The sequence below is a fragment of the Sphingobium sp. RS1 genome (assembly GCF_056156825.1).
On sequence record NZ_JBLZXE010000002.1, the window covers coordinates 1,518,482 to 1,539,079 of the forward strand.

Annotated in this window: 19 protein-coding genes; 3 read left to right on the forward strand and 16 right to left on the reverse strand. The window is 63.5% G+C overall.

Annotated elements, in window-relative coordinates; genetic code table 11:
- Positions 1–6: 6 nt before the first annotated feature.
- From ACNHGR_RS08975 to rpsB, 10 genes are all read right to left on the reverse strand, one after another.
- A complete protein-coding gene (locus ACNHGR_RS08975; RefSeq protein ID WP_184266446.1) occupies positions 7–663 on the reverse strand; it encodes an OmpH family outer membrane protein in 657 nt (218 codons plus the stop codon).
- The gene (gene bamA, locus ACNHGR_RS08980; protein WP_475285526.1) at positions 663–3,338 is read right to left on the reverse strand and encodes an outer membrane protein assembly factor BamA; all 2,676 of its coding nucleotides are present in this window, start codon (positions 3,336–3,338) and stop codon (positions 663–665) included. Before bamA ends, ACNHGR_RS08975 begins: the two co-directional genes overlap by 1 nt.
- A 90-nt stretch (positions 3,339–3,428) precedes the next feature.
- Positions 3,429–4,562: an RIP metalloprotease RseP gene (gene rseP, locus ACNHGR_RS08985; RefSeq protein ID WP_475285528.1), complete on the reverse strand. Its 1,134-nt coding sequence runs from the start codon at positions 4,560–4,562 to the stop codon at positions 3,429–3,431.
- Positions 4,559–5,716 (reverse strand): 1-deoxy-D-xylulose-5-phosphate reductoisomerase, encoded by a 1,158-nt coding sequence (locus ACNHGR_RS08990; RefSeq protein WP_475285530.1) that lies wholly within the window; start codon positions 5,714–5,716, stop codon positions 4,559–4,561. Before ACNHGR_RS08990 ends, rseP begins: the two co-directional genes overlap by 4 nt.
- A complete protein-coding gene (locus tag ACNHGR_RS08995) occupies positions 5,713–6,492 on the reverse strand; it encodes a phosphatidate cytidylyltransferase (RefSeq protein ID WP_184266458.1) in 780 nt (259 codons plus the stop codon). Before ACNHGR_RS08995 ends, ACNHGR_RS08990 begins: the two co-directional genes overlap by 4 nt.
- Positions 6,493–6,513: 21 nt before the next feature.
- Complete coding sequence (gene uppS / locus ACNHGR_RS09000) at positions 6,514–7,254, reverse strand: polyprenyl diphosphate synthase (protein ID WP_475285532.1); 741 nt, start codon at positions 7,252–7,254, stop codon at positions 6,514–6,516.
- Positions 7,255–7,297: 43 nt separating this feature from the next.
- A complete protein-coding gene (gene frr, locus ACNHGR_RS09005; protein ID WP_184266464.1) occupies positions 7,298–7,855 on the reverse strand; it encodes a ribosome recycling factor in 558 nt (185 codons plus the stop codon).
- A 3-nt stretch (positions 7,856–7,858) separates the two neighbouring features.
- Positions 7,859–8,584, reverse strand: a complete 726-nt coding sequence (pyrH, locus tag ACNHGR_RS09010; protein ID WP_184266467.1) for a UMP kinase — start codon at positions 8,582–8,584, stop codon at positions 7,859–7,861.
- 224 nt (positions 8,585–8,808) lie between these two features.
- A complete protein-coding gene (gene tsf / locus ACNHGR_RS09015; protein ID WP_184266470.1) occupies positions 8,809–9,735 on the reverse strand; it encodes a translation elongation factor Ts in 927 nt (308 codons plus the stop codon).
- Between the two features lie 205 nt (positions 9,736–9,940).
- Positions 9,941–10,699: a 30S ribosomal protein S2 gene (gene rpsB / locus ACNHGR_RS09020; protein WP_184266473.1), complete on the reverse strand. Its 759-nt coding sequence runs from the start codon at positions 10,697–10,699 to the stop codon at positions 9,941–9,943.
- A gap of 255 nt (positions 10,700–10,954) precedes the next feature.
- Here rpsB and ACNHGR_RS09025 point away from each other — a divergent pair, with 255 nt between their 5' ends.
- Positions 10,955–11,182 (forward strand): hypothetical protein, encoded by a 228-nt coding sequence (locus ACNHGR_RS09025; RefSeq protein ID WP_184271905.1) that lies wholly within the window; start codon positions 10,955–10,957, stop codon positions 11,180–11,182.
- 188 nt (positions 11,183–11,370) lie between these two features.
- Here the strand turns inward: ACNHGR_RS09025 and ACNHGR_RS09030 are convergent, their stop codons facing one another.
- Positions 11,371–12,105: a CDP-alcohol phosphatidyltransferase family protein gene (locus tag ACNHGR_RS09030; protein WP_475288370.1), complete on the reverse strand. Its 735-nt coding sequence runs from the start codon at positions 12,103–12,105 to the stop codon at positions 11,371–11,373.
- Positions 12,106–12,316: 211 nt separating this feature from the next.
- Complete coding sequence (locus ACNHGR_RS09035; RefSeq protein ID WP_184271911.1) at positions 12,317–13,051, reverse strand: phosphatidylserine decarboxylase; 735 nt, start codon at positions 13,049–13,051, stop codon at positions 12,317–12,319.
- A gap of 161 nt (positions 13,052–13,212) precedes the next feature.
- Between ACNHGR_RS09035 and ACNHGR_RS09040 the strand changes: the two genes are divergently transcribed.
- Both ACNHGR_RS09040 and ACNHGR_RS09045 read left to right on the forward strand, forming a co-directional pair.
- Positions 13,213–14,436, forward strand: coding sequence for an NADP-dependent isocitrate dehydrogenase (locus ACNHGR_RS09040; protein ID WP_184266476.1), 1,224 nt, complete (start codon positions 13,213–13,215; stop codon positions 14,434–14,436).
- Between the two features lie 226 nt (positions 14,437–14,662).
- Entirely contained in the window at positions 14,663–16,276 is a 1,614-nt protein-coding gene (locus tag ACNHGR_RS09045) for a GNAT family N-acetyltransferase (protein ID WP_475285535.1), read from the forward strand.
- A gap of 145 nt (positions 16,277–16,421) precedes the next feature.
- Here the strand turns inward: ACNHGR_RS09045 and ACNHGR_RS09050 are convergent, their stop codons facing one another.
- The 4 genes from ACNHGR_RS09050 to ACNHGR_RS09065 form a co-directional block, all read right to left on the reverse strand.
- Positions 16,422–16,604 (reverse strand): hypothetical protein, encoded by a 183-nt coding sequence (locus ACNHGR_RS09050; protein WP_475285537.1) that lies wholly within the window; start codon positions 16,602–16,604, stop codon positions 16,422–16,424.
- A gap of 10 nt (positions 16,605–16,614) precedes the next feature.
- Positions 16,615–18,438, reverse strand: coding sequence for a glutamine--fructose-6-phosphate transaminase (isomerizing) (glmS, locus tag ACNHGR_RS09055; RefSeq protein WP_184266485.1), 1,824 nt, complete (start codon positions 18,436–18,438; stop codon positions 16,615–16,617).
- A 168-nt stretch (positions 18,439–18,606) separates the two neighbouring features.
- Entirely contained in the window at positions 18,607–19,161 is a 555-nt protein-coding gene (locus ACNHGR_RS09060) for a hypothetical protein (RefSeq protein WP_475285539.1), read from the reverse strand.
- Positions 19,158–20,576, reverse strand: a complete 1,419-nt coding sequence (locus ACNHGR_RS09065) for a caspase family protein (protein ID WP_475285541.1) — start codon at positions 20,574–20,576, stop codon at positions 19,158–19,160. The genes ACNHGR_RS09060 and ACNHGR_RS09065 overlap by 4 nt, the downstream gene beginning before the upstream one ends.
- Positions 20,577–20,598 lie beyond the last annotated feature (22 nt).

The window sequence follows — 20,598 nt, forward strand, 5'->3', positions numbered from 1 at the left end:
GCCGGATCAGCGCGACTTGGGCGCCTGCGCCGGGGTCGCCGGAGCAGCGGCGGCCGCTGCCGGCTGGCCCTGACGGCCCGGCTGCCAGCCGGCCGGCGGGGTGATGCTGGCGCTGGGGACCAGTGCGTTCAGTTCGGTGATGACGGCCGGCGTGATGTCGGCGCTGGCGCCAAAGCTCTCGGTCGCCGCCTTCTTGAAGACGATTTCCGACTTGGTCTTGGCGGTCGCGGCCTTCAGCGCGTCGTCCAGCTTGCTGACGATCTGCTCTTCGACATAGGCGCGAGCCAGACCGATCGGCTGACCCATGCGCTGCAATTCGGCCTGCGCATTCTGCTGCGACTGCTGATATTGCTGATACTGGGTTTCGATCGCCGGGGTCGGCTTGTTGCCGGCGGCCTTCAGCGCGGCCTGAAGTGCGTCACCCTTGGTCTTCAGATCCGCTTCGATCGCGGTACGGCGCGTGTTCAGCGCGTCGATCTGCGGCTTGTAGGTGGTCTGCATCTGGCTGATCGCGGTGGTGAAGGCCGCGCTCTTGGCGACGGCTTCTTCCAGGTCGACCACGGCGATGCCCGACTTGGTCTGGGCAGCGGCCGGAATAGCGGTCATCGCGATGGCAGTCATGGGCGCCAGCGTCAGCGCCGCAGCCTTGAAAATCGTCTTCATCAGAATTGAGTCCCTACGTTGAAGGTGATGAGCTTGTTGTCGTCCCCTGGTTCCTTGAGCAGGGCCTTGGCGATGTCGATCCGGAACGGACCGAAGGGCGAGTTCCAGTTGACGCCAAAGCCCACCGACAGACGCGGCTTGAGCGTGTCGCCGAGATATTGTTCCACAAAACCACCGGTCACCGCATAGTCCGACGCGCTGGTATAGGCGACAGGGCAAATCGGATTGGCGGCCGTACCGGTGGCGCGGATCGTCGTCTGGCCGGTCGCCGAGCAATAGCCGGCGAACTGACCGGTGCCGTTGATCAGGCCCGGCGATTTCAGGCCACCGACAGCACCGGCATCCATAAAGATCGACGGACGCAGACCCATTTCACGCGCACCCGAACCCAGCGGGATTTCCACTTCGGCGCGAGCCAGATAGTAGATCTTGCCGCCCAGTGCGTCATCCGTCCGGTTGTTCGTACCGGTAATCTGCTCGCCGGTCGCCACGCCATTCTCGACCGTGGTGCTGTAATAGCGGCGCACGATGCGCGGGCCGACGCCGCGAATGTCGAAGCCACGGAACTGCGGTTCGCCCAGGAAGAAGCGGTCGGTCAGGCGGACCCGATCGACCAGTTCGCCGGTCGCGTCGCGGCGTTCGCCTTCCAGGCTGTGGATATAGCCGCCCTCGCCCGACAACGAGAAGATGAAGCCCCCGCCCAGCGGCACATATTTCGCGCCCTGCAAGCGTGTGCGGACATATTTCACGCTGCCGCCCAGACCCGCGAAATCCTGACTCAGCGTCAGATTCTGGCCGCGGGTCGCGCGGATGCGGTTGTCGCGGGTGTCGTAGATCAGCGAATAACCGATCGACGAGGTCGTACGCTTGCCGATCGCGTCGCACAGATACCGGCCGGCCAGGATTGGGTCGCACTGCCCGTCGGTATAATAGGTATCCTTGTCCAGCGTCACGTCATCGAAATTGAGGCTGTAGCGCAGCGCCAGCGACATATATTCGGTGATCGGTACGCCCGCGCGCAACTGGAAGCCGGTCGTGGTCTGCTCGTACGTCGTGTCACGCGTATTGCTGGTCAGATAGCGGAAGCTGTTGAGGTCGCGGCGATAGATGTCGCCGCCCAGCGCGATATTCTTGTCCATGAAATAAGGCTCGGTAAAGCCCACTTCCACCGACTTGCTATATGCCGAATAATTGACCGAGGTGCGCAGTTCCTGGCCCTTGCCGCGGAAGTTGCGCTGCGTGATCGACGCCGACACGATGAAGCGTTCCAGCGACGAAAAACCGGCCGACAGCGACAGTTCGCCGGTCGACTTTTCCTGCACATTGGTTTCCAGCACGATGCGGTCGGGCGCGGAACCGGGCTTCTGCTCGACGTCCAGCTTCTCCTGGAAGAAGCCGAGCGAATTGATGCGGTCCTTCGATCGCTTCACCAGGAAGCTGTTGAAGGCATCGCCTTCAGCCAGACGGAATTCGCGGCGCACGACCTTGTCCTGCGTCAGCGTATTGCCGTTGATGTCGACCCGCTCGACATAGACGCGCGGCGCATTGGCGATGCGGAAATTAATCCCCATCGTCAGGCTTTCCTTGTCGCGGTTGAAGTCCGGCGACACATCGGCAAAGGCATAGCCGAACAGACCCGCCGTCTCGCTCAGCGTGTCGACCGTGTCTTCCACCTGCTTGGCGTTGTACCAGTCGCCCTTCTTCATCGGCAGGCGCTTGGTCAGGCCGTCGCCGGACAGGTCGCGAATGTCGGATTCGACCTTCACGTCGCCAAACTTATAGCGGTCGCCTTCTTCCACCACATAGGTGATGATGAAGTCCTGCTTGTCCGGCGTCAGTTCCGCCACGGCGGAAATCACGCGGAAATCGGCATAGCCTTCGGTCAGGTAGAATTGGCGCAGCTTCTGCTGGTCATAGGCCAGACGATCGGGATCGTAGCTGGTGCCCGACGAAAAGACGCGGAACCAGCGCGACTGCTTCGTCACCATCTGGCCGCGCAGTTCGCCGTCCTTGAACTTCTCGTTGCCGATGATGTTGATCTGGCGGACCTTGGATTTCGGCCCTTCCGAAATTTCGAACACGATGTCGACGCGGTTCTGGTCCAGCTGGACCATCTTCGGCTCGATCGTCGCGGCAAAGCGGCCCTGCCGGCGATACAGCTCGACGATGCGGGCAACGTCCGCACGCACCTTGGAGCGCGTGTAGATCTGGCGCGGAGCCAGTTTTATTTCAGGACGAATCTTGTCTTCCTTGAGGCGCTTATTACCTTCAAGGACGATACGGTTGATGACCGGGTTTTCCTTCACCTCGACGGTGAGCGAGCCATTGTCGTTGCGGATCTGGACGTCCGCGAACAATTCCGTCTCGTACAGGTCGCGCAGGCCCTGATCCAGGCTTTCCTGGGTATAGGGCTGGCCGATGCGCAGCTTGGTGTAGGACAGCACCGTGTCCGGCTCCAGGCGCTGCGTGCCGACCACGCTGATCGCGCGGATCGTGCCCTGCGTTGGCGCGGCGGCGGCCGGTGCGCTGGCGGGCGCGGCCAGCGTCCCTGCCGGGGCCGGCGCCTGTTGGGCCCCTGCCTGCTGGGCCATAGCCGGAAGGGCCGGCACGCCCGCGATCATGGTCGTCGCCAAAAGGACGGCCACGACCGGGCGCTGCCTCAAGCTGCTCTTCATCGCTGTCACCCGCATCACCTCAAAAACTCGCAATAGAATGTTTCCGCCGACACAGACGACGCCAAACCGGGCTTCCCTGCCCGATGCGCGTCAACCGATCAAGCCGGACAGGCTCTTCCAAAGCCCGAAAGACGACAAATCGTTGAAAGTCACCAGCAGCATCACGGTCATCAGCACCGCCAGGCCGGACCGATAGGCCCATTCCTGCGCCTGCGCGCTGACCGGACGCCGCTGCACTGCCTCAATCCCGTAAAAGAGCAGATGCCCGCCATCCAGCATGGGGATTGGCAACAGGTTGATGAACCCCAAATTAATCGAGATGAACGCCATCAGCGTCAGGAAGCCCACGCCCCCCATCATCGCCGCCTGCCCGGAGACATCCGCGATCTTGAGCGGCCCGCCCAGTTCCTTGGCCGACCGGCGACCGGTGATGATCTGGCCCAGCCCGTCCATCGCCGATACGAAAATCTGCCCGGTCCGGCGCGTGCCGACCACGGGGATTTCCCACAGCGCGATATCGCGCATGGTAATGGCGTTGGACATGATGCCCAGCTGGCCCAGCTTGTAGATATTGCCAAACCGGTCCTTCTCGATCCGCTCGCCCGCCGCGATCGTCATCGACAGCATCCGGCCGTCGCGCGCAATCTCATAAGGCAACGCTTCGCCGGGACGCAGCGACACGATCGGCGAAATGTCGGTAAAGCTTTCGATCCGGCGCCCCATGATCGACACGACCCGGTCACCCTCGCGCAGCCCGGCCTTCGCCGCTGCCGATCCCTTCGCCACCTGCTGCACCACCGGTTCGCTGACCGGATCGCCATTCCAATAGGCAAGGCCGCCCAGCAGCAGGATCGCGAACAGAAAATTGACCACCGGACCCGCCGCGACGATCGCTGCGCGCTGCCACAGCGGCTTGGCGGGGAAGCTTTCCGCCCGGTCCTTCGCCGACATTTCCAGCCAGGCCGGATCGGTCATGCTCGCCGCGTTCATGTCGCCTTTGAAGCGGACATAGCCACCCAGCGGCAACGCCGCGACGCGCCAGCGGGTGCCGCGCTTGTCCACCCAAGCAAAAAGCTCCGGGCCAAAGCCGATCGAAAAGGCCTCCGCCTTCACCCCGCACCAGCGGCCGACGAGATAATGGCCCATCTCATGCACGAAGACGAGGGGTCCGATGACCGCAATAAAGGCCAGCACCGTCAGCAGGAAACCCGGATTCTGGATCAAGCCGTCAATCTTTCCATCACTAGGTCCGCTTGCTTGCGGGCCTGTCCGTCCGCCACCAGCACATCGTCGATCGCGGAAGGGCTGGCCGCGCTATACCGGTTCAACACATCCTCTACAATCATGGCGATATCAAGGAAGCCGATCCGCCCTTCCAGGAAAGCCGCGACCGCCACTTCATTGGCGGCGTTCAGGATCGCCGGGGTCGCCCCGCCCGCCTGCGCCGCTTCGCGCGCCAGACGCAGCGCTGGAAAACGTTCCAGATCAGGCGCTTCGAAATCGAGCCTGCCAATGCGTGCCAGGTCCAGCGGCTGACAGGGCGTGGCAATCCGCTTGGGCCAGGCCAGCGCATGCGCGATCGGAATCCGCATGTCCGGCGACCCCAGCTGTGCCAGGGTGGACCGGTCGCGATATTCGACCATCGAATGAATCACCGATTGCGGGTGCACCAATATCTCGATCCGGTTCAATCCGACCGGGAACAGATGGGCCGCCTCGATCAGTTCCAGCCCCTTGTTCATCATCGTCGCGCTGTCGACGCTGATCTTCGCGCCCATCGACCAGTTGGGATGCGCCACCGCCTGCGCCGGCGTCATCGCTGCCATCTCGGCCCGGCTCTTCGTACGGAACGGCCCGCCGCTCGCGGTCAGGGCGATCCTTGCGACATCATCCAGGCTGCTGCCGGCAAGGCACTGGAAAATCGCATTATGCTCGCTGTCGACCGGCAGCAAGGTCGCGCCCGATGCGCTCGCCGCCTCCATCATCAGCGCCCCGGCCGACACGAGCGATTCCTTGTTCGCCAGCGCCACCGTGCCGCCTGCCTTCAGCGCCGCGATGGTCGGTCGCAGCCCGGCGCAGCCCACGATCGACGCCATGGTCCAGTCCGCGCCTGCCTGCGCCGCTGCAACCAGAGCCTCCTCGCCCGCCGCCGCTTCGACACCCGATCCGGCCAGCGCGTCCTTCAGTGCCCCATAGAGCCGAGCTTGCCCGATCACCGCCATCCGCGCGCCAGTCGCCCGCGCCTGCGCCGCCAGACCGTCCACATCGCTGTTTGCGGTCAGCGCCACGACCTTATAGGCATCGGGTTCCCGCCGGATCAGGTCCAGCGTCGACAGGCCGACCGATCCGGTCGCGCCAAAAATGGAGATGCTTTTCATGCGCCTGCGACCAGCAGCCAATAGAGGATGGCAGCCAGCGGCGCAGCGGTCGCCACCCCGTCCAGCCGGTCCATCACCCCGCCATGGCCGGGCAGCAACGTGCCGCTATCCTTGACCCCCGCCTTGCGCTTCATCCCGCTTTCCAGCAAATCGCCCGCCTGCGCCGCCACCGCCAGCAGCCCGCTCGCCGCCGCCAGCTGGATCGGCAGGTCGGCAAAACGATGCAGCAGGAAGCCCAGCACCAGCGCGGCCAGCACGCCGCCAGCCAGCCCCGCCCAGGTCTTCGACGGGCTGATCCGCGGCGCCAGCTTCGGCCCGCCGATCGACCGGCCGGCAAAATAGGCGCCGATATCGGTCGCCCACACCAGCCCCAATGCCCAGAAGGCCAGCAGCAGCCCAAACGCATAGGGCGCCTGTCCGCGCAGATAGAGCAAGGCCACGATCGGCAGGCAGATATAAGGGATGCCCAGCGCCAGCTTCGGCTTGCGGCTGGTGAACAGTATGAAGAAGAAGGCAGCAGCAGCAGCGATCAGCACCGGCCAGTCTATCCCGGCCGCCAGCGGACACAGCAAAGCCAGCGGGATCGACACTGCAAACATCGCCGACTTGCGCTGCTCGGGCGTGGCACCGGTCAGGTCGCCCCACTCCCCCTGCATCAGCACGCCGGCCACCGACAACAGGATCCAGAAGATCAGGCCGCCCGACAGCAGCGCGCCCAGCGCCACCGCGATCAGCGCGACGCCCACGATGCTGCGGGTCCGCAATTCGCCCGTCATCCGATTATAATCCGCATTCGATCACAATCCGCCGAAACGGCGGTCCCTCATGCGGAACGCATCCAGCGCCTGCGCCAGCGCGTCGGCGCCGAAATCCGGCCACAGCGTGTCAGTGAAATACAGTTCGGCATAGGCTGCCTGCCACAGCATGAAGTTGCTGAGCCGCTGCTCGCCCGACGTGCGAACCATCAGGTCCAGCGGCGGCAGGTCTGCGGTATAGAGCGCCGCGTCGATATCGGCCGCACCGATCGCATCGGCGGCAATCTCGCCCGCCGCCGCCCGGCTGGCAAGCGCCTGCACCGCCTGCACCATCTCGTCCTGCGCGCCATAGTTGAGCGCGATCGCGATGATCGGCCCGCTATTGCCCGCCGTCCGCGCCATGGCGCCGTCGATCAGTTCTACTAGCGACGGGTCGAGCGCGCGATAATTGCCGATCACCCGCAACCGCACGCCATTGGCATGGAATTCGTCGATATCAGACTGGATGAAGTGGCGCAGCAACCCCATCAGGTCCGCGACCTCGCTCGCCGGCCGCTTCCAGTTCTCGGAAGAGAAAGCATAGAGCGTCAAACACTCCAGCCCCAGTTCCTGCGCCGCCCGCGCCACCCGCCGCACCGCCTCGACGCCGGCCCGATGGCCAGCGACGCGCGGCAACAGCCGTTTCTTGGCCCAGCGTCCATTGCCGTCCATGATGATGGCGACGTGGCGCGCGCCATGGGCAGGCGCGACGCTGCTCAGATCGGGCTTGACTTGGGTGGCCATCAGATAGGCATGCGTGTTTTGGCCGCGAAAGGAAAGCCCCGGCTTATTGGCCGAGGATTTCCTTCTCCTTCGCACTCGCCAGCGCATCCAGATCGGCGATGGTGCTGTCGGTCATCTTCTGGACTTCGGTTTCGAGGCGCTTGCGCTCGTCTTCGCTGATCTCGCCCTTCTTCTCGTCGGTCTTCAGGCTGTCCATGCCGTCGCGGCGCACGTTGCGCACGGCCACGCGCGCGCCTTCGGCATATTTGCTGGCGAGCTTCGCCAGTTCCTTGCGCCGTTCCTCGGTCAGGTCGGGGATCGGCAGGCGCAGCGTCTGCCCGTCGACAATGGGGTTGAGGCCCAGGCCGGCCGAGCGGATCGCCTTGTCGACCGGGCCGACATTGGTCTTGTCCCACACCTGCACCGACAGCATGCGCGGTTCGGGGGCGGATACGGTCGCGACCTGGTTCAGCGGCATGTTCGCGCCATAGACCGTCACCGACACCGGATCGAGCAACTGCACATTGGCGCGGCCGGTCCGCAGGCCGGTCAGGTCACCGCGCAACGCTTCGACGGCACCCGCCATGCGGCGTTCCAGATCGGACTTGTTATATTGCGGCATGACTTAGGACTCCTGATTCTGCACGATCGTCGCAACACCATGCCCGGCCAGCACAGTGGCAAGGTTCCCGGTTTCACGGATGTTGAACACGACGATGGGGATATTATTCTCACGGCACAGCGCGATCGCGCTCGCGTCCATGACCTTCAGATTATCGTTCAGCACCTGATCGAAACTGATGCTGTCATAACGGACCGCGTCGGCCACCTTCTTGGGATCGGCATTGTAAATGCCATCGACGCTGGTGCCCTTGAACAGTGCGTCGCAGTTCATCTCGGCCGCGCGCAGCGCTGCGGTCGTGTCGGTGGTGAAGAAAGGGCTGCCGGTGCCGGCGGCAAAGATGACGATCCGGCCCTTCTCCATATGGCGTTCGGCCTTGCGGCGGATATAGGGTTCGCACACCGATGCCATCGGAATGGCGGACTGGACGCGGGTATCATAACCCAGCTTTTCCAGCGCATTCTGCACGGCGAGCGCGTTCATCACGGTCGCCAGCATGCCCATATAGTCGGCGCTTGCCCGGTCGAATCCCTTGGCCGCGCCAGCGAGGCCACGGAAGATATTGCCCCCGCCCACGACCACGCAGATTTCGAAACCCGCATCCTTGGCCGCCGCGATCTCACCCGCCACGCGGGCCACGGTTTCCGGCTCGATGCCGAACTGCCCCTGCCCCATCAGCACTTCGCCGGACAATTTCAACAGGATGCGCTTGTAGGCGGGCCGGGTCATGCGGGGCAAGAATCCTTATATGAGTGGAAAGGGAAAGCGGCCGGACATTAGAAGCGCAAGGCCGCAATGGGAAGGGCGATTGTTGCCATAATGCACCTGACCCGATGGAGAATATGTGCAGCCCGACGATCACCCGATCGCCGGGCTGGAATCACCGGGCAAGAAAAAGGGGAGCGACCCTGCGGCCACTCCCCTTCCCTTTTCCGTAACGCTTATACGGTCGATCAGACGCCGGCGGCAGCAGCCACTTCGGCGGCGAAGTCGCTGACTTCCTTCTCGATGCCTTCGCCCAGCTGGAAGCGGACGTAGCTCTTCAGCGTGATGGTCGCGCCGGCATCCTTGGCGGCCTTGGCGACGACGTCGGCGACCGGGGTCTTGTTGTCCATCACGAACAGCTGCGACAACAGGGCCTGCTCCTTGGCGAACTTGGCGACCGCGCCGTCGACCATCTTGGCGACGATTTCAGCGGGCTTGCCCGATTCGGCAGCCTTTTCGGCGGCGATGGCGCGTTCACGCTCCAGCAGCGCCGGGTCGATGTCGGCAGCCGACAGCGCCAGCGGGAAAGCGGCGGCGATGTGCATGGCCAGCTGCTTGCCCAGCGGCTCCAGAACGTCGGCCGGCGCATTGCCTTCCAGCGCGACCAGCACGCCGATCTTGCCCAGGCCCGGCGCCGCGGCGTTGTGGACGTAGGGGACGACGACGCCTTCGGTCACTTCGACATGGGCGACGCGACGCACGGTCTGGTTCTCGCCGATGGTGGCGACGTTCGACACCAGCTTTTCAGCGATCGTGCCGCCGGCGGGGTGCGCCTGCGCGGTCAGGGCTTCTGCATCGGCCGCGCCCGATTCCAGCGCAACGGCCGAAGCGGTGCGGACGAAGTCCTGGAACTGGTCGTTCTTGGCAACGAAGTCGGTTTCGCTGTTCACTTCGACGGCCACGCCCTTGGTGCCGGCGACGGCGACGCCGACCAGACCTTCAGCGGCGGTGCGGCTCGACTTCTTCTGCGCGGCGGCCAGACCCTTGGCCCGCAGCCAGTCGGTTGCCGCTTCGATGTCGCCATTGGCTTCGGTGAGCGCCTTCTTGCAATCCATCATGCCCGCGCCCGAACGGTCGCGCAGTTCCTTGACGGCGGCAGCAGTGATCTCGGCCATGTTTCGGCTCCTAAATTCTACAGGGGTTTAAATATGCGGGAGGGCGCATCTCCAGAAGAGTGCGCCCTACTCCGTCAATCTTTCAGTTCGGAGTAAGCCTCCGTCCTCCACCTCCGTTCGCCCTGAGCTTGTCGAAGGGCCGCCCTTCTTGTTTGAAAAGAAGAACAGGGCTTCGACAGGCTCAGCCCGAACGGAAAAGGATTTATCAGGCTTCGGCAACGATCTCTTCAGCGGCCGGCTCGTCCAGCGCGCCCAGGTCGACGCCCGAAGCCTGCTGCGCACCACGGTTGCCCTTGGTGGCGGCGGCGGCGATCGCGTCACAATAGAGGCGGATGGCGCGGCTGGCGTCATCGTTCGCCGGAACCGGGAAGGCGATGCCGTCGGGCGAGACGTTCGAATCGAGGATCGCGACGACCGGGATACCCAGCGTGTTGGCTTCCTTGATCGCCAGCTCTTCCTTGTTGGCGTCGATCACGAACATGATGTCGGGGATGCCGTTCATGTCGCGGATGCCGCCCAGCGACAGTTCCAGCTTCTCGCGCTCGCGGGTCATCTGAAGGACTTCCTTCTTGGTGAAGCCGTGGGTGTCGCCCGACAGCTTCTCCTCAAGGGTCTTCAGGCGCTTGATCGAACCCGAAATGGTCTTCCAGTTGGTGAGCATGCCGCCCAGCCAGCGATGGTTGACGAAATGCTGGCCCGACTTGCGGGCGGCGTCTGCGATCGGGTCCTGCGCCTGGCGCTTGGTGCCCACGAACAGCACCTTGCCACCGGCGGCGACGGTCGCCGACACGAAGTCGAGCGCGCGGCCGAACAGCGGCACGGTCTGCGACAGGTCAAGGATGTGGATGCCGTTGCGCTCGCCGAAAATGTACGGCTTCATGCGCGGATTCCAACGGTGGGTCTGGTGGCCGAAATGGGCGCCAGCCTCGATCAATTGGTGCATGGTGACGACAGGTGCCGCCATAATAGTTCTCCTTCCGGTTGGCCCTCTGGGAATCAGGAACCCCGAAACCACCTCAAAGGCGGCGCGTGGCACCGGATATGTCGATTCCCATGTGGAATGGTCGCGCCTTTAGACGTCGAAAAAAGCAATTGCAAGGGTTGACGCCGTTCTCAAATGAGAACATAAAGGGAACAGACGGAACAAATACGGTTAACGCCTGTTCAAACCGTCATAATGAGCCATGTCGTGTAGATGGCAAGACAGAAAGTGATCCTTATGTTCGCTCTTGTTGCCGCAACCCTGTTTTCCGGCGCTTTCCTGCTGGCCATCAGCACTATCGCCTGGATGTTCGCACTCTATCATGACAAGATGGTGGCAGCGCTCCAGTTCGAGCCTATCCCGCAAAGCCCGCCGGTCTATCACATCCGCATCCGCCGCCCCCGCGCAGCCCAGCCGGCTCGCCGCCCGACCCGCATCACGCACAGCAACGCGCTGGCCGCCTGAACGATTGTCGGAACAGGCAAAGGCTCGTTCGGCCTGAGCCTGCCTGACACCTGCCACACCTCAAGACCGGTCAGGCACCTTACTCCCGTTCGTTTCGAGCGCAGTCGAGAAACGCAGGCTCAGCGCTACCAGCATCTCGACACGCACGAACAGGCATCACGCACCAGGGGCATGCCCATCCCCGCGCGTCAGACGCCTGACTTGACCGCCGCACTTTCCCGCTGCTTGCGCACCTTGGCGTAAGACATGATCCCAAACGGAATGAGCGCAACATAGACTGCGCAGATCATTAGCAGGGTGAGCCACGGGTCGGTCACCAGCAGCGCCGCCAGCAGCCCCGCCAGCGCAATCATCTCCAGCCTGATGCGCTTGCGCAGCCGCAGCGCCGACCAGCTATAGGTCGCGATGTTGGAAATCATCAGGAAGGCGACGAAGGCGGCCCAGGGCGCCACCACATACCAGGCGCGGAAGATGTCCTCGCCCGTCACCAGCCACAGATAGAGCGGCACGAAGGCCAAACCCGCCCCCGCCGGTGCAGGCACACCGGTCAGGAAACCCGCCGACTTGTGCGGCTGCTCGTCCGCGTCGATCGCCGCGTTGAACCGCGCCAGGCGCAGCGCGCAGGACAGCGCATGGGCAAGCGCAAAGATCCAGCCGAATTTCGGCATGGCATAAAGCGACCAGAGATAGAGGATCAGCGCCGGTGCCACGCCGAACGCGATCGAATCGGACAGCGAATCCAGTTCTGCGCCGAACCGGCTCTCGCCGCGCAGCATGCGGGCGATCCGGCCGTCGAGGCCGTCCAGCACGCCGGCGAACAGGATGGACAGCACCGCCCGCTCCCATTCGTCCGAAATGCCGTAACGCACCCCGGTCAGGCCGAAGCACAGGGCCATCGCCGTCACCGCGTTGGGCGCCAGCATGCGCAGGGTAATGCCCCGCCGCATGCTCAAGGGTATCCTGCGCCGCTGCCGGCTCATGCTCGCACCGCCAACGTCAGGACCAATGCACCAACCTCCGTTCGTGCTGAGCCTGTCGAAGCCTGTCCTGAGCGACGCCGCAGGCGGCGTCGAAGGGCATGCTCGCGCCCTTCAACAGGCTCAGGGCGAACAAAAATGGGCAACTGTGGCACTATCACTGCTGGATGCCCGCAATCACGCGGGTATCGCCCATCTGGCCCAGGATCGTCTCGCCCGCGACGGTGCGCTGGCCCAGGATCACGCGCGGCGCGGTGCCGGCGGGCAGATAGACATCGACGCGGCTGCCGAAGCGGATGAGGCCGATGCGCTGCCCCGCCGCGACCATGTCGCCGGGCTTCACGAAGGGCACGATGCGCCGCGCGACCAGCCCGGCAATCTGGGTGAAACCGATGCGCACGCCGTCATGCCGCTCGACCAGTATGTGCTGGCGCTCATTATCTTCGCTCGCCTTGTCCAGATCCGCGTTCAGGAACTTGCCGCTGATATAGACGACCGACTTGATCGTCCCGCCGATGGGCGTGCGATTGATATGGACGTCGAACACGCTCATGAAGATCGACACGCGGATCATCGGCTGGTCGCCCAGCCCATTCTCGCCCGCCATCTCGCGCGGCGGCGGCACCCGCTGGATCAGCGTGACGAGGCCGTCTGCGGGCGCTATGATCGCGCCTTCATCCTGCGGGACGGCGCGCACGGGATCACGGAAGAAGGCGAAGACCCAGATCGTCACCATGACCATCAGCCAGCCGACGATTTCCCATCCCAGCAGGAACAGGACGCCAGTGATCGCCGCAGCGATCAGGCCGAACTTCATTCCCTCCGGATGGACCGAAGGGAAGCGCCATTTGACGTTGCCACCCGTGGCAACACTGATCTCGTCATTTTCCATGGGCACCGTCTTTAGGGAGAGACCCGCGCCCTGACAACGACCGATCCCTGCCAAGGCTCCCCACATGGCAGATTCATACCCCTCAAAGGTTGAACATTGGCGTCGCTTTGCCTAGGGCGTCCCCATAATTCCACCCAAGAGAAGAAGGCGAAACAGGCGCTATGGCGAAGATCAAGGTGAAAAACCCCGTCGTGGAAATCGACGGCGACGAAATGACCCGGATCATCTGGGAATGGATCCGCGAGCGCCTGATCCTCCCCTATCTCGATATCGATCTGAAATATTACGACCTCAGCGTCGAAAAGCGTGACGAGACGAACGACCAGATCACGATCGATTCCGCCAACGCGATCAAGGAATATGGCGTCGGCGTGAAGTGCGCCACCATCACGCCGGACGAAGCGCGCGTCGAGGAATTCAACCTCAAGTCGATGTGGAAGTCGCCCAACGGCACCATCCGCAACATCCTGGGCGGCGTCGTCTTCCGCGAACCGATCGTCATTTCCAATGTGCCGCGCCTGATCCCCGGCTGGACCAAGCCGATCGTCGTCGGCCGTCACGCCTTTGGCGACCAGTATCGCGCGACCGACTTCAAGGTGCCCAGCGCCGGCAAGCTGCGCCTCGTCTTCGAAGGCGAAGATGGCGAAGTGATCGACCGCGAAGTGTTCAACTTCCCCGGTTCGGGCGTCGCCATGGCGATGTACAACCTCGACGATTCGATCCGCGATTTCGCGCGCGCCTCGTTCAACTACGGTCTGAACCTCAAATGGCCGGTCTATCTGTCGACCAAGAACACCATCCTCAAGGCCTATGACGGCCGCTTCAAGGATCTGTTCCAGGAGGTGTTCGAAACCGAAGGCTTCGCACAGAAGTTCAAGGACACCGGCATCGTCTACGAACATCGCCTGATCGACGACATGGTCGCTTCGGCGCTGAAGTGGAGCGGCGAATTCGTCTGGGCCTGCAAGAATTATGACGGCGACGTCCAGTCGGATCAGGTAGCGCAGGGCTTCGGCTCGCTCGGCCTGATGACCTCGGTCCTGCTCTCGCCCGACGGCAAGACCGTCGAAGCGGAAGCCGCCCACGGCACCGTCACCCGCCACTATCGCCAGCACCAGCAGGGCAAGGCGACCTCGACCAACCCGATCGCCTCGATCTTCGCCTGGACCGGTGGCCTCAAGTTCCGCGGCAAGTTCGACGAGACGCCGGACGTCGTGAAGTTCGCCGAAACGCTGGAAAAGGTCTGCATCCAGACCGTCGAAAGCGGCGCGATGACCAAGGATCTGGCCCTGCTGATCGGCCCGGAACAGGCCTGGATGACCACGGAGCAGTTCTTCGAAGCGATCCGCGTCAACCTCGAAACCGAAATGGGCAAGTGGGCCTAAAAGGCTGGAACTGATCCCTTCCCTTACGGTTTCAATACGGTAACGGAACGAGGCGGCGCCGCATCCCGGCGCCGCCTTTTTCATGTCTGGAACAGAGATAGGATCGGATAGAGCAGCAAGGCCGATCGTTTCGAACGAAGTCGAGAAATGCCAAGCGCAACGTTTCTCGACTTCGCTCGAAACGAACGGATGATGTGCGCTTCCGGACGAAGCAGGAGACGAGTTGATGACCACCGCCACCAAGAAACGCCTGGATGTCCGCGCCGCCGTGCCGACCGACGTGCGCGGCATTCAGCGCCTGATCGCCCGCGCCTATCCCGGCATGCCCAATTATTCGCTCGCCACCATCCGGGGCCAGATCAACAATTTCCCCAATGGCTGCTTCGTCGCCCTCTATGACGACAGGGTCGTCGGCTATTGCGCCACCATGCGCGTCAGCAAGGCAATGGCCTTCGCCACGCACGATTGGGACGAAATCACCGCCAACGGCTTCGGCACGCGCCACAGCGCGGCGGGCGAATGGCTCTACGGCTATGAAATGGCGGTCGATCCCAAGCTGCGCGGCCTGCGCATCGGCCAGCGCCTCTATGACGAACGCAAGGAACTGGCCGAAGAACTGGACCTGCACGGAATCGTCATCGCCGGCCGCATGCCAGGTTACGCCCGCGCCAAGCGCCGCGTCCACGGCCCGGCCGACTATCTGGACAAGGTCGTCACCGGCAAGATGCGCGATCAGGTCATCAGCTTCCAGCTCAAGAACCAGTTCGAACCCTTGGGCGTTCTCGAAAACTATCTGCCCGAAGACAAGCAGTCGGACGGCCATGCCGCCCATCTCGTCTGGCGCAACCCCTATGTCGACCCGGACGAAGCGCCCGAAATGCGCGTGCCGCGCGGCGTCGAAAGCGTCCGCATCGCCACCTGCCAGCTCCAGGCCCGCGCCGTCGACAATTTCGACGAATTCATCCGCAACGTCGAATATTTCGTCGATGTCGCGGCGGATTATCGTTCCGACTTCATCATCTTCCCCGAACTCTTCACCCTGCCGCTCCTCTCCTTCGAAACCAAGAAGCTGACCCCGGTGGAAGCGATCGACAAGCTGACCGGCTACACCCCGCGCCTGACCAAGGAACTGGGGCGCATGGCGCTGGAATATAATATCAACATCATCGGCGGCTCCCACCCGACCCGCGCCGACGATGGCGACATCCAGAACATCGCCTATGTCGCCCTGCGGGACGGTTCGATCCACACCCAGGAAAAGATTCACCCGACCCCCAACGAAGCCTTCTGGTGGAACATCAAGGGCGGCGATTCCCTCGACGTGATCCAGACCGACTGCGGCCCGATCGGCGTGCTCATCTGTTATGACAGCGAATTTCCCGAACTCGCCCGCCGTCTGGTCGATCAGGGCGCGCGCATCATCTTCGTCCCCTTCTGCACCGACTCGCGCCTCGGCTATCTGCGCGTCCGCTATTGCGCGCAGGCCCGCGCCATCGAAAATCAATGCTATGTCGTGATGTCGGGCAATGTCGGCAATCTGCCCAATGTCGACAATATGGACATTCAATATGCCCAGAGCGCGATCCTGACGCCCTGCGACCTGCCCTTCGCGCGGGACGGCATCGCGGCGGAATCGACCGAAAATGTCGAAACGCTGACCATGGCGGACGTCAACCTCGCCGACCTCAGCTGGGCCCGCGCCGAAGGCACCGTCCGCAACCTGCGCGACCGCCGCTTCGACCTTTATCATATCGAATGGGACAGCAACCCCGACCACGCCCACGCGCCCAGCGGCGGCCCTGTCCCCGCCGGCGGCCACAACGCACCGGGCGGCGGCTGAAACGTCCATGCTTTTCAATGTCATCCCAGCGAAAGCTGGGATCTCATGCGGGGTAGCCCCTCACCGCCTGCGACCCCAGCTTACACTGGGTGACGGTCCGAAGAGGGGGCATCGCAACAACGATGTAATCGAATCGGAAACGGCTCTAATCGCAGCCTCCGCCGCCATCACCACCGTCGCAGCCGCCATCCGCGCTGTCGCCACCACCTGAATCGCCGCTACCGCCATCACGCCGGCGGCAGCGACCGTCGCCATGCCGGTCATTCCACCAGACCAGCCCGAAAAAGGCCAGCAGCATCACAAAGACAAAGGCGCCGGCCCCGCTCACTCCGCCCCGCTCACTCCACCGTGACGCTCTTCGCCAGATTGCGCGGCTGATCCACATCCGTGCCCTTCAGCACCGCGACATGGTAAGCCAGCAACTGCACCGGCACCGCATAGACCATCGGCGCGATCAGCGGGTGGACCTTGGGCATGGTGATGGTCGCCAGGCACCCCTCACCCGCCGCCTGCACCCCGTCATAATCGGATATCAGCACCACCTTGCCGCCGCGCGCCTGCACTTCCTGCATATTGCTGACGGTCTTTTCGAACAAAGGCCCGCTCGGCGCGATGCAGATCACCGGCACCAGTTCGTCGATCAGCGCGATCGGGCCATGCTTCATCTCGCCCGCGGCATAGCCCTCGGCATGGATATAGCTGATTTCCTTGAGCTTCAGCGCGCCTTCGAGCGCCAGCGGATAGTCCGTCCCACGCCCCAGATAGAGCACGTCGCGCGCCGGCACGATATGATGCGCCATCGCCTCGATCGCCTCGTCATAGGCCAGCGCGCCGTTGATCGCGGCGGGCGCCTCGGCCAGATGGCGGACGATTTCCTTTTCTTCCTTGTCGCTCAGCCGGCCCTTGGCGCGCGCCAGATTGGCGGCAAAGGCGGCCAGCACGGCGAGTTGGCAGGTAAAGGCCTTGGTCGACGCCACGCCGATTTCCGGCCCGGCATGGGTCGGCAGCAGCAGGTCCGCCTCCCGCGCCATCGAACTGGTCGGCACATTGACCACCACGGCGATCTTCTGCCCCTGCGCCCGCGCATAACGCAGCGCGGCCAGCGTATCGGCCGTCTCACCCGACTGGCTGATGAAGAGGGCAAGGCCCCCTTCCTCCATCACCGGCTCGCGATAGCGAAACTCCGACGCGAAATCCAAATCCACCGGCACCCGCGCAAACTGCTCGAACCAGTAGCGCGCGACCATGCCGGCATAGAAGCTGGTGCCGCAGGCGACGATGGTGACGCGGCGAATGGTCGACAGGTCGAAATCGGGGATCGGCAACGACACCCGGTCGTCCAGCCGTTGCAGATAGGCTTTGAGCGTCTGGGCCACGACGACCGGCTGCTCGTAAATTTCCTTCTGCATGAAATGGCGATGATTGCCCTTGTCGATCATCGCGCCGGACACGCCGCTGATCGTCACCGGGCGTTCGACCGGATTGTTGTCCTTGTCGAAAATCTCCGCGCCGTCCTTCGTGATGACGACCCAGTCGCCCTCCTCCAGATAGGCGATGCGCTGCGTCAGCGGCGCCAGAGCCAGGGCATCGGACCCCAGGAACGTCTCGCCATCGCCATAGCCCACCACTAGCGGCGACCCCAGCCGCGCGCCGATCAGCATGTCGGGATGGCTGCGGAACAGGATGGCGAGCGCAAAGGCGCCGTGCAGGCGCGGCAGAACCTGCGCCACCGCGTCCTTGGGGCTGGCACCCTGCTCGACCAGTTCGCTCACCAGATGGGCGACGACTTCGGTATCGGTCTGGCTGTCGAACGTCCGGCCGCGCCCGATCAGTTCCTCGCGCAGCGCCTTGAAATTTTCGATGATGCCATTGTGCACCAGCGCCACTTCGCCGGTCGCATGGGGGTGCGCGTTGCTGGTCGTCGGCGCGCCATGGGTGGCCCAGCGGGTATGGGCGATCCCGGTCGTGCCCGGCAGCGGCGCATCGACCAGTTCCTTCACCAGATTGTTGAGCTTCCCCTCGGCCCGGCGCCGGTCGATCGCGCCATCATGGATGGTGGCGACCCCGGCGCTGTCATAGCCGCGATATTCCAGCCGCTTCAGGCCGTCGACCAGCCGCTCCGCAACTTCGTCCTTGCCGATGATTCCAATGATACCGCACATGCAGGAAAGCCCCGTCGAACCGAATTATGTCAGATGCCCGCTTATGTAGGGCATGTTTGTCGCCATGCCATTAATGCCATGACCGTGACAGGGGAATGGGCGCGCGATGGACAATATTTAATCCGTCCCATGCACGCGTCGATTGGGCGGTAAGCCGCTGAGAACGGGTCAGACGCACAGCTCCTCGGCAAACTTGACATCCTTGGGTCCGAACCAACTCGCGCCGACCTCCGACGACATGCTGCTGCTGTCGAAATGGAACACCTTGTCGCCCCCTTCGAAAATCGGCGGTCCGGCAAAGATACGCCATCCGGTGATGCTGGATTGCGGCTTGCCGAACTCCCGCAACCACTTCTTTCCTTCTTCCGCCGCCGTCGCACCGAAACCGCCTTCGATCTTGCGAACATCCAGGCTGAATCCATAGGTCTTGCTGACATTGTCCGGTTTGAACTGATAGCTGTAGACGGCCTGATATTCCTCCCCGCTCGCGATCAAGTCGACAGACACATAGCCATCGCCATTCTTGCGCGTCTCCTCGGGCTCGCCCAGCTTTTCCAGAGGAAAGCTCTTGATCGCCTCGTTCATGTCGAATCCGGGCTTCAACACCGCACAAAACCATTCCCCCAGCGGCGATCGCGGCTTCGCATCGGCCTGTACGGTCGTACCCGCCGCCAATATGGCCATGCCGATGCCCCATGCGCGATAGATGCCATATCTCATCATCGTCCCCCCTGATCGCTGACCACCCGGAAACCCAATGCGTCACCCTTTCCGGTCGAAGGGTAGACATGGCGCGGCACGGTGGCCAGTGCCGCATCGTCATGCACGGACGCGCCGATCGCCAGATGATCGGCACAGCTGCTGGCGCAGGTGGACGTCCATTCCGCGACATTGCCGATCATGTCGATCAGGCCGCTTGCCCCTGCACTGCCCTTGTCCACCGCGCGCAACCGACTGGCCCAGGGCAAGGTCGCACGCCCCGGCAGGTCGCGCTGAACAGCCGCCATCCATTCCTCCGCCGTCGGCAGGCGATAGACCCGGCCGGATATGTCGGACAGCCAGGCAGCATAGCCATTGGCATCGTCCCAGCTCAGTTGCGTCGCGGGCAATTGGGGATTGGGATTGTCCCAGGCGATGGCCGGGCATTTCCCGCTGTCCACGCAGGCCTGCCACTGCGCGCGCGTCACTTCCGTCCTGCCGAAATAGAGCGTCCGCCCCGCCGCGATCGCCACCGGCAGCAGGCCGGGGCAGTGGACACAGCTATTCCCCGCGCCACCACCAGCCGTCGCTCCCCTTATTGCTGTCTGCTCGGTCGGGGTCGCCACGACGACCGGCGCCGCACCGGCGGGTCGGAAATAGAAAGGGTCGATCAGCGAAGAAGAATCCCAGGGCGTCTGCTTGCCCTGCGTCTCTGCCACCACCGTGCGCCGGACATTGCGAAACGCCAGTTCGATATCGAGCCCCGGCTTCACAATCTCGCGCACCAGCGCCGTGACATAGGGACTGTTGCGCCCATTGCCATCCGCCGCCGTCTCGCCGGGCGCGGTCGAATAGGCGACATAGCTGCCACGCGGCGCGATCATTCGCGCCAGCCCACGTTCCGCCGACCGGCTGCTGCGCAATATCGGCGTATTGCGGCAGGCATCCAGTACGACGATGCTCGTCAGCGCTCCTGCATCCTCGATCTGCCGCAACACCGTGTCGGCGGCGATCGCCTCTATCTCTATGTCGGCCTCTTTCTCGATCGCCGCACCGACGGGCGCCAGATAATTGACGCCGCGCGACTGCATCCCGTGCCCCGCGTAGAAAAACAGGCCCGTGGCATTGGGGCCGGCAGCGCGGATACGATCGCCCAGCCGCATGATGGCGCGCTTCATATCCTTCTGGTCAAAGTCGATGCCCACTTCCACCTGAAAGCCGGACAGGCGCAACGCATCGGCCATCAATGTCGCATCGCGCCCGGGGTTGGGCAGTGGTCCCAGCCGCGCATCATAGGCGGCATTGCCGATGACGAGCGCGACGCGATTCTGCGCCATGGCGACCGAAATGCTTCCGGCAAAAGCCGCCAGCAGGACCATCAATCCCCAGATGCCTCGCACCGCCCGCTCAGCCCCCTGTGTCCGCCTGTCGCCAGCCATTCGCCCGACCAAATCTTTATGC